This is a genomic window from Intestinimonas sp. (genome assembly GCF_026169115.1).
In the GTDB taxonomy this organism is placed as follows: Bacteria; Bacillota; Clostridia; order Oscillospirales; family Oscillospiraceae; genus Intestinimonas.
In genome coordinates this window covers 1-9,683 of sequence record NZ_JAPFEA010000071.1, presented here as the reverse complement: position 1 = coordinate 9,683, position 9,683 = coordinate 1, and the positions used below count along the sequence as shown (strand labels likewise).

At 60.7% G+C, this 9,683-nt stretch carries 8 protein-coding genes and 1 pseudogene; 8 read left to right on the top strand and 1 reads right to left on the bottom strand.

Annotated elements, in window-relative coordinates; genetic code table 11:
* The first annotated feature begins 782 nt into the window (after positions 1-782).
* Entirely contained in the window at positions 783-1,280 is a 498-nt protein-coding gene (locus Q0Y09_RS06765; protein WP_297719511.1) for a hypothetical protein, read from the top strand.
* 261 nt (positions 1,281-1,541) lie between these two features.
* On the opposite strand, the gene Q0Y09_RS06760 is transcribed toward Q0Y09_RS06765, so the two are convergent.
* Positions 1,542-2,993 carry a hypothetical protein gene (locus tag Q0Y09_RS06760; RefSeq protein WP_297719507.1) on the bottom strand — a complete coding sequence of 484 codons (1,452 nt, stop codon included), beginning with the start codon at positions 2,991-2,993 and terminating at the stop codon, positions 1,542-1,544.
* A 202-nt stretch (positions 2,994-3,195) separates the two neighbouring features.
* Between Q0Y09_RS06760 and Q0Y09_RS06755 the strand changes: the two genes are divergently transcribed.
* From Q0Y09_RS06755 to Q0Y09_RS06725, 7 genes and pseudogenes are all read left to right on the top strand, one after another.
* The gene (locus Q0Y09_RS06755; protein WP_297719504.1) at positions 3,196-3,621 is read left to right on the top strand and encodes a VOC family protein; all 426 of its coding nucleotides are present in this window, start codon (positions 3,196-3,198) and stop codon (positions 3,619-3,621) included.
* 13 nt (positions 3,622-3,634) lie between these two features.
* Complete coding sequence (locus Q0Y09_RS06750) at positions 3,635-4,426, top strand: acyl-CoA dehydratase activase (RefSeq protein ID WP_297719501.1); 792 nt, start codon at positions 3,635-3,637, stop codon at positions 4,424-4,426.
* Positions 4,423-5,699, top strand: a pseudogene (locus Q0Y09_RS06745) (2-hydroxyacyl-CoA dehydratase subunit D). Before Q0Y09_RS06750 ends, Q0Y09_RS06745 begins: the two are co-directional and overlap by 4 nt.
* Before the next feature lie 16 nt (positions 5,700-5,715).
* Positions 5,716-6,840: a 2-hydroxyacyl-CoA dehydratase subunit D gene (locus Q0Y09_RS06740; RefSeq protein ID WP_297719498.1), complete on the top strand. Its 1,125-nt coding sequence runs from the start codon at positions 5,716-5,718 to the stop codon at positions 6,838-6,840.
* 13 nt (positions 6,841-6,853) lie between these two features.
* Positions 6,854-8,419, top strand: a complete 1,566-nt coding sequence (locus Q0Y09_RS06735) for an acyl CoA:acetate/3-ketoacid CoA transferase (RefSeq protein ID WP_297719513.1) — start codon at positions 6,854-6,856, stop codon at positions 8,417-8,419.
* Positions 8,420-8,773: 354 nt separating this feature from the next.
* A complete protein-coding gene (locus Q0Y09_RS06730) occupies positions 8,774-9,106 on the top strand; it encodes a winged helix-turn-helix domain-containing protein (RefSeq protein ID WP_297719497.1) in 333 nt (110 codons plus the stop codon).
* A gap of 2 nt (positions 9,107-9,108) precedes the next feature.
* Positions 9,109-9,672 carry a hypothetical protein gene (locus Q0Y09_RS06725; protein WP_297719494.1) on the top strand — a complete coding sequence of 188 codons (564 nt, stop codon included), beginning with the start codon at positions 9,109-9,111 and terminating at the stop codon, positions 9,670-9,672.
* Positions 9,673-9,683 lie beyond the last annotated feature (11 nt).

The window sequence follows — 9,683 nt, the reverse complement described above, 5'->3', positions numbered from 1 at the left end:
CGTACCAGCAGCTGCTTTACCACATACTTATCCTGAAACCCAAAGTGCTCTGCCACTTCCCGCTGCGTTTTCCCCTCTGACAGCATGACTTTGATTTCCGGCAGCAGCCCCTGAACCTGTGTGTAATTTCGTTTCCTCATAACAATACCCCCTGATGTAGTCTATTTTCCTACATCAGGGGGTATTTTGTCACTGTCCGTTTTTACTGGTTCAGTTCACACTGCCAGAAGGTGTTCCTGGGCAGCCGATCCAATGCAGCCTTTTGCAGCCCACGGTGTAAGAATCAGTACAATGTTTATAAGAGCCGTGAGAAATCTAAGGGAGAAGTAGACTAACGAGGGTGCTGTCACTGCGGCGGGACGGGGGATGATATACCTTTGCTTCCTTTTCCGGGCAGGCAGATTTTGCCCTCTGTGCATATCCCGATTTCGTCCGTGACCGCACAAAATCCGCCTGCCCTACTGCCACCGGGAAGCGTCTGTCTACCGTTCATCTGCCCAGATTGCAGCTGCCGCAACCAGCCCCTTCCCGGCGTCAGCCGGAAGCAAAGGTATAACACACTAGACTTTCCTGCGGAAAATCGTGTGCCACGAAACCGCCGGTTTCTTTGGATTCTTCCGCTCAAAGGGGAACTCATCCCCTCTGAACACCCCAGGCAAAGGAGAACGCCGTTCCCCTTTGAAATCCCCTTGCCAACAGGGACAATGCTCGCCCTTATTGGATAACGCAGAGCAAAACCAAACAATTTTATAATTTTTGAAAATTCCGATATACATGATGAGGTGCGCAGGGTTCAGGAGACGCTTCACCACGCGGTCCAGACCAACGAATTCCGGGCCAAGGCGGAGTACGGCCTTCTGGAGCTGAAAAACGGTATGCAGGAGGAGATCAACCGGCGGAGGCAGAGCCTGTTTTCGATGTGGTCTGAGCTGGAAAAAACGGAGCGGGAGCTGTATGCCCTGGAGCTGGACTGTCAGATCCTGACCAAGGAGTATCAGAATGCGCTCAACGCTACGGCGCAGTCTGCCACCGCGATAAAGTCGGAGGCCTATATCGGCGTATTTCTCTATACCAGCAAGTATCAGGAAAAGGGCTGGTATGCTACGTATGTACCCGTTGTATGTACCGCCCCCGCCTGTATCCTGCTCCATGGCGCTACGATGCCGGTTATCCTGGTCTCGAGCATTGTGGGCGGCGTGATCGGCGCCCACATCGCAGAGTGGCTGGATGACCACAGACCCCCTACATCCACGGCACAGTCAGCAATGTGGCGTCCATGACCATCAGTACGATATTCGTCTCGGCGGTCATCGGCTGTATCTCGTGGCTCTGATTTTCCCGGTTCAAAAAATATTCCCCAAGGCCCTGGCCCTCATTATTTGAGGGCCAGGGCCTCAGTTTTTCCCTGCACCAGCGGGAAACAGCGACGCTGCCCGGGGCAAGAGCGATGGCGTTTGCCCGCATACCGGAAAAGGTACCGCATCCCATTGGGACGTGGTACCTTTTGTACGATGGGCGGGTGATAGCTGTGCCGAAAGGGCTCAGCCCGGCTCCTCCTGCGGAAGTGTGAGCATGCGGTAGATCATGCCACCATACCGCTGCTCCAGATCCGGAACATCCCTGTAATCGAAGCTCCGACAGGCAGGCAGTGTCTGGAGGCCATCCAGATACCGGCTGGCCGCCCGAATCAGCGCATCACCCTGGACGGTATAGAACATAGGACCTGTTCCCGCCAAATAGGCGCTGGGATTTTTGAGGAAGAGCTTTTTGGGGCTCAGATAGACGCCAAAGCCCGGCGGCGGTCCCGGCGGCAGGGCATCGTCGTCCAGCACAAAAAAGTGGATATCGTGGTTGGCCAGAACCCGCTCCTTAATGTTTTCCAGGTGCTCCAGGCGTTGGGCGTGCGACATGCGGTAGGGGATGTCGGCAAAGAGAAGAGCTCCCGAGTCTAGGTAACGCAGCATGGAGGACTTGAGCAGGTAGAAGTTGATGTGGCTCTTTTGAAAGACCTCCTCCCAGGTGATGAACAGCCGCCTGAGGTCCCATACGGGGCCGGCGGCCGGTCCGCCGGCCTGAAGGATGGGTTCGCAGACGGAGGGGGGCAGCAGAAATTCAAAGCCGTAGGGGGAAAAGAACTGAAATTGATCCCGGCTGTAGAAGTCGGTGCGGTATCCGCCCCGGCGCATGTCCTCCGGCTGGGCGGGGCTCAGCAGAACGGGCCGCTCGGAAAGGCGGGTCATGGCAGTTTCCCGCAGATGGGTTCCGGCCGCGCCCTGGGCCATGACGAGGGCGTCCAGTTCTCCGCGGCCATCCATGCTCATGAGCATGCCACAGTGCTCGCCTGCCGCCAGGAGCCCTTCCCGCTCCAGCCCCGCGCCGTCGTACAGGGTGATGAAGCTCGCCCTGTTCCGGCTGAGGAAGCCGTAGAGCCGCTCCATCTCCTCCTGACCGCCGCTCTGGAAGGCCGTCAGGTCCAGCGCGGCGTGGATATGGACGCCGCTGCCGTGGAAGAGGTGCTCCAGGGCGGGAAAATCCCGGCTTTTGAGCAGGGTGAGCAGATCGACGGTGCAGACCACCGTCTCCCCCTTACCTGGGGTGGGAATGGCCCGCAGACGCCCCAAGATCTCGTGGTGCCGGACGAAGAGCTCCGCCTCCGCCGCTGAAGTCGGAGCGGCAGCGGTCCGGTGGTGGACGGAGGCATCGTATGCCTCCGTCAGAAGGGCGGTGATTCGAGGCTCCAGTTCCTCCTCCGCACCGGCTCCGGGGAAGGCGGCGTCAAAGGCCGCCTCCGCGCGGTCCCGACGGATGGCCTGACCAAAAAAGCGGCCCAGCGCCACATCCACCGCGTGGGCGGTCTTGGGCGCCGGCAGCAGATCCTTGTTGCACCATTTGCTGATGTAGGAGACGTCGTAGCCCACCTCGTCGGCCACGGCGTAGAGCTTGCTGCCAGTGAAGTCCAGCAGGCGCCGGAGCAGCGCGCCATACTCCGTCATATCGTGTCCCTCCCCATGGTCACTATTGGGGTCAGTATACCATAGAGGGGCTTACTTTTCAAACCTGCCGTCAACTTGATTCAAATTGCAAGGCAGATTCAAGTTTGATGCAACTCATTTCCAGAAAAGTCCATTGCATTTCATGGCTTCACGCCGGACGCCGTGCTACACTGGGGGCACTTCAAAGGAAAGGGTGACCAGCATGAAGCCCCTGCGGATGCACCACGTGGGAGTGGTCCTCCCCACTGTGGAACAGGCGGAACACCTGATCGAGCTCTTCGGTCTGGAAGTGGATTACCGAGGCTATGTGAAGAGCTATCACGCCGACCTGATCTTTACCAAATACGGCCCCAACGAGAGTCCCATTGAGTTCATCATCCCCCATGAGGGGGTGCTCACCCGCTTCAACGGCGGCAAGGGCGGCATCGCCCACATCGCCTTCGAGGTGGAGGATGTGGAGGCCGCCAGCCGGGAGCTGGAGGCCCAGGGACTGGAGATGCTGGAGAAAGAGGCGGTGGAGGGTACCTCCGACATCATCGTCAATTTCCTCCGTCCCCGCTATTCGGAGGGCGTCCTCTTCGAACTGGTCCAGACCGTAGGCCCCATCGACCGGGGCGACCGGCACTGAGGGAGGAAACGGCATGTACACGATGGGCATCGACGTGGGCTCCGCCTCCTCCAAGGCGGTCATCCTCCGGGATGGCAGGGAGGTGGTGGCGGGGCTGGCCGTCCAGGCAGGCACCGGCAGCAGCGGTCCCGGACGGGTGCTGGAGAAGATCACCGCCAAGAGCGGACTCGACCTGAAGGATATGGCCTTCATCCTGGCCACCGGCTACGGCCGCACCGCCCTGCCGATGGCCGACAAGCAGATGAGCGAGATCACCTGTCACGCCAAGGGGGTCTTCTTTGAGGAGCCCAACGTCCGCACCATCATCGACATCGGCGGTCAGGACGTGAAGGCCATCGCCCTGGACGACCGGGGCGGCATCCGGCAGTTTTACATGAACGACAAGTGCGCCGCCGGCACCGGCCGGTTCCTGGAGGTCATGGCCCGGGTGCTGGAGGTGCCCCTGGAGGAGATGGGGGAATACCACTTCCGGTCCAAGAATCCGGCCCAGGTGAGCAGCACCTGCACGGTCTTTGCCGAATCCGAGGTCATCTCCCTCCTCTCCCGGGGGACGGCCAAGGAGGACATCATCGCCGGCGTCCATTTCAGCGTGGCGGCCAAGGCCTGTGCCCTGGCCCAGCGGGTGGGGGTCCGGCGGGAGGTGGTCCTGTGCGGCGGCGCCGCCAAGAACGGCGGCGTGGCCGACGCCATTGAGAAGGAACTGGGCGTGCCCCTGGTGGTGGCCCAAAACCCGCAGCTCACCGGCGCTCTGGGCGCCGCGCTGCTGGCCTATGAGGAAATGAAGCGAAAGGAGCGCTCCGCATGAGTGAGAAATCCACCCAAGAGATGACCGCCAAGGAGCTTCTGGCCTACTATCAGGCCAAGCTGGATGAGGAGGCCCGACAGGCCAAGGCCGACGGCAAGCTGGTGTGCTGGTCGGCCTCCGTGGCGCCGCCGGAGATGTGCGTGGCCATGGACATCGCCATGGTCTATCCCGAGACACACGCCGCTGGCATCGGCGCCCGGAAGGGGGCCATGGACATGCTGGAGGTGGCCGACCGCATGGGCTACTCCGTGGACTGCTGCTCCTACGGCCGGGTGAACATGGGCTATATGGAGCTGCTGAAGGAGGAGGCCATGACGGGCAAGACCCCCGAGGCCCTGGCCAATTCCCCCGCTGCCCGGGTCCCTCTTCCCGACCTGGTCATCACCTGCAACAACATCTGCAACACCCTCCTTAAGTGGTATGAGAACCTGGCCGCCGAGCTGAACATCCCCTGTATCGTCATCGATGTGCCCTTCAACCACACCATGCCGGTGTCCGAGCACGCCAAGGAATAATTGCCGACGAGTTCCGCAACGCCATCTCCCAGCTGGAGGTCATCTGCGGCCGGCCCTTCGACTATGAGAAGTTCCACCAGGTCCGCCGTCAGACCCAGCGCTCCATCGAGCAGTGGAACCGCATCGCCGCCATGAGCCGCTATAAGCCCTCCCCCCTCAACGGCTTCGACCTCTTCAACTACATGGCCCTGGTGGTGTGCGCCCGCAGCCGCGACTACGCCGAGATCACTTTCAGGAAGTTTGCCGATGAGCTGGAGGAGAAGTACAAGAAGGGTGAGTCGGCCTTCAAGGGCGCCGAGAAGAACCGGGTCACCTGGGAGGGCATCGCCGTGTGGCCCTACCTGGGGCACACCTTCAAGACCCTGAAGAACCAGGGCACCATCATGACCGGCTCGGCCTACCCCAACATGTGGGATCTGACCTATGACGCCGAGGACGAGTCCCTCCACTCCATGGCTGAGGCCTATACCCGCACCTATATCAACACCTGCCTGGACAACAAGGTGGCCGTCCTGCGGCGGATCATGGAGGAGGGCCAGTGTGACGGCGTCCTCTACCACCTCAACCGCAGCTGCAAGCTCATGAGCTTTCTGAACGTGGAGACCGCCGAGCGCATCCAGGAGCAGAACGGCCTGCCCTACGTCAGCTTTGACGGCGATCAGACCGACCCCCGGAACTTTGCTCCCGCCCAGTACGACACCCGGGTCCAGGCCCTGGGCGAGATGATGGAGCAGGCCGCCGGCGGCGGTCAGGCATGAGGAAGGAGCGGTAGTCATGGAAGAGAACATCAAAGTCCTGCTGGAGCAGTTCCGAGCCATTGCCGGCGATCCCAGAAAGGCCATGGCCGACCACCTGGCCGAGACGGGCAAGGGCGCCATCGGCATGATGCCCATCTACGCTCCCGAGGAGCTGGTCCACGCCACCGGCTTCCTCCCCGTAGGCCTCTGGGGCGGCAGCCGCCCCGTGACCAAGGCCCGGACCTACCTGCCCCCCTTCGCCTGCTCCGTCATGCAGCAAGTCATGGAGCTGGAGTGCGAGGGGGTCTACGACGACCTGGCCGCCGTGGTCTTCTCCGTCCCCTGCGACACCCTCAAGTGCATGTCCCAGAAGTGGAAGGGCACCTCCCCCGTGCTGGTCTTCACCCACCCCCAGAACCGGGGCCTGGAGGCGGCCAACCGCTTTCTGGAGCAGGAGTACGCCATTTTGAAGGAGAAGCTGGAGGGCGTCACCGGGGTGAAGATCACCAACGCCGCCCTGGAGCGCTCCATCCAGATCTACAATGAGAACCGGGCCGCCATGCGGGAATTTTCCGCCCTGGCCGCTCAGTATCCCCAGGTCATCTCCGCCGTGGACCGCCACGCCGTCTTCAAGGCCCGGCTCTTCATGGAGAAGTCCCGCCACACCGCCCTGGTGCGGGCGCTGATGGAGGCCGTGCGGGCGGAGGCGCCCCAGCCCTGGACCGGGAAAAAGGTGGTGGTCACCGGCATCCTGCTGGAGCCCAACGGCCTGCTGGAGCTCTTTGACCGGCTGGGCCTGGCCATCGTGGCCGACGACCTGGCCCAGGAGTCCCGCCAGATCCGGGTGGATGTGCCCGACGGCGACGAGGCGCCCCTCTACCGGCTGGCCAGGGTCTGGCAGAAGATGTACGGCTGCTCCGTGGCCACCGACACCCAGAAGCAGCGCGGCCCCATGCTCATGGATATGGTCCGCAAGACAGGAGCCGACGCCGTGGTGGTGGCCATGATGAAGTTCTGCGACCCCGAGGAGTGGGACTACCCCATCTACTACAAGCAGTTTGAGGTCCAGGGGGTCCGCAGCCTCATGATCGAGGTGGACCAGGAGTCCACATCCTTTGAACAGATCCACACCCGGCTCCAGAGCTTGGTGGAGACCCTGTAAGGGGGCAGTGGTCATGGGCAAGGTCAAGATCATCTCCCCGGAGGCGGCGGCCGGCCTCCTCAAGGACGGGGATACCTTTACAACCAGCGGCTTTGTGGCCAGCTGCATCCCGGAGGCGCTGAACAAGGCGGTGGAGCGGCGTTTCCTGGAGACAGGTCACCCCAGAGACCTCACCTACGTCTACGCCAGCTCCCAGGGCAATAAGGACGGCAGCGGCGGTGAGCACTACGCCCACAAGGGGCTGCTCAAACGCTTCATTGCCGGCCACTGGGCCACGGTGCCCGCCCTGGGGGAGATGGCCATGCGCAATGAAATCGAGGGCTATAACCTCTCCCAGGGCGCCCTGTGCCATCTTTTCCGGGACATTGCCGCCCACAAGCCGGGCACCATCACGTCAGTGGGACTGGGGACCTTCATCGATCCCCGCAACGGCGGCGGCAAGGTCAACAGCGTCACCACAGAGGACCTGGTGGAGCGCATCACCATCAGGGGGAAGGATTACCTCTTCTATCCCGCCTTTCCCATCCATGTGGCCTTCCTGCGGGGGACCTGTGCCGATGAGAAGGGCAACGTGACGCTGGAAAAGGAGGTGGCCACCCTGGAGGCCACCTCGGTGGCCCAGGCCGTGAAGAACAGCGGCGGCGTGGTGGTGGTCCAGGTGGAGGAGGTGGTCCGGGCGGGCAGCCTGGACCCCAGGCTGGTCAAGCTGCCCGGCATCTATGTGGACTATGTGGTGGTGGCCGGCCCGGAGGACCATGAGCAGTCCATCGGCTGCCGGTACGACCCTGTTCTCTCCGGAGAGCGCCGGGCGCCGGATGCTGAATTGGCCCCGCTGCCCCTCAGCGCCAAAAAGGTCATCGGCCGGCGGGGCGCCTTCGAGTTGGAGCCGGATATTGCCGTAAACCTGGGCGTGGGTGCGCCGGAATACGTGGCCTCGGTGGCTGCAGAAGAAGGCGTGGGCGACCGTATGACCCTGACAGTGGAGGGTGGTCCTGTGGGCGGTATCCCTCAGGGCGGTCCCAGGTTTGGGGCCTCGGCCAACGCCGATGCCATTCTGGACCAGGGTTACCAATTCGACTTCTATGACGGCGGCGGACTGGACCAGGCCTACCTGGGGTTGGCCCAGTGCGATCAGCACGGAAACATCAATGTCAGCCGCTTCGGGCCCAAGATCGCCGGCTGCGGAGGCTTTATCGATATTACACAGAACACCCGGAAGGTCTTTTTCTGCGGGACCTTTACCACCGGCGGATTGAAGATCCGGATCCAGAACGGAGCCGTCCACATCGACCAGGAAGGCAGGAGCAAAAAGTTCCTGCGCAAGGTGGAGCAGGTCACCTTCAGCGGTGACATGGCGGTGCAGAACGGTCAGCAGGTGACCTATATCACCGAACGTTGTGTCTTCCGCCTCAGGCCTGACGGGCTTCATCTCACGGAAATTGCTCCCGGTATCGACCTTCAGCGCGATATTTTGGATCAGATGGAGTTTGCGCCCATCGTTGATGATAAGGACGGTGTGGTCCCCTTAATGGACCCCCGTATTTTCCAGGATACTCCCATGGGTTTGGGCAGAGACTAAATCTGCCGCCTACCCGTTTGGATACTGCTTTTCTTCGTTTCCCGCCCTATATTGGGGGTCCCTCTCTATCTCAACTTTGCCGTACGGCCCGCTGTTTCAGCGGGCCGTATGGCGTTTTCAAGCAGTACCGCTAAGAAGAAAAAGCGGGCACCCGGCACAGGCCGGGTGCCCGCTTCAGCTTGTCGAAAAAGTAGGAATGACTCAGATTTTGTGCAAGAGCCTCGCAGAGTTCCGTCGTCCGCAGACGACGGAAGCAAGTTCAATCTGTTTTTTCCGGGGACATGTGCCTCGGAAAAAACACTGCTCAGCCTGCAAGCGTGCGAGCATACCATGTCTGTACTCTATGCCAAACTCATGGCTCTGATCAAGCGCAATCAGCGCAATGTTCTAGCCGGAGATCGAATGGAGGCAGGTGGCATCACCCTGGATCTGGCCCGGCAGAAGGCGTTTACTGAAAAACGGGAGATAACCCTGACGCCCAAAGAATTTGCCCTTCTGCGCTGTCTGATGCAGAACAAAAACATGGTCATGAGCCGGGAGCAGCTGCTCATCAAGTGCTGGGGCTATGACTACGAAGGGGAGAGCCGGGCGGTGGACACCCATATCAAGCGGCTGCGGGAGAAATTGGGGGAACATGCGGCCTGCATCAAGACGGTCATCAAAGCAGGGTATCGATTGGAGGGGTGAGCATGAAACGGATCTCCAAAGGATATTGGATTGCTGCTGTATTGCTGTTTCTCTGGGCTACGTTGGATTTTTACCACTATCTTGTGATCGGCCGGAATATCATCTCCTACTATGATGAGGCCGGTATTATTCAGCGGCTGATCGCAAACAGTATCTTCCAGGGATCTTTGAAGGTGATTTTGGCATCCCTCATACTATTTGTTGGATGGAAGCGTGGAAAGAAAGGCAAAACGTTCTCCTCTCTTACCGCCATCAGTGTGCGCTTTGGCGCTCTGATGTTGGCACTTTGGCTGGTCTACATGTCATTGCTTACTTGGGGTACAGCGCAATATATTTTTCGGGATTTGTGCAGTGCCGGGATCGATTATGCGGAATATGCCCTGATGACGGGCAGACTCGACAACTGGTTCTCCCCGGAGGACGAATACGCAAAGAGCCGCCAAACTGTGCCCGGGGCAGTAGAATACAATATGAACATGGCGATTGCCGACGCGGGGCGCGGCATCCGGACGCCGAGCTTCGATGGGTATCCCGGTACGCACGCTGTTTCCCTGCCCCTTCAGTAGGTATAGACTTT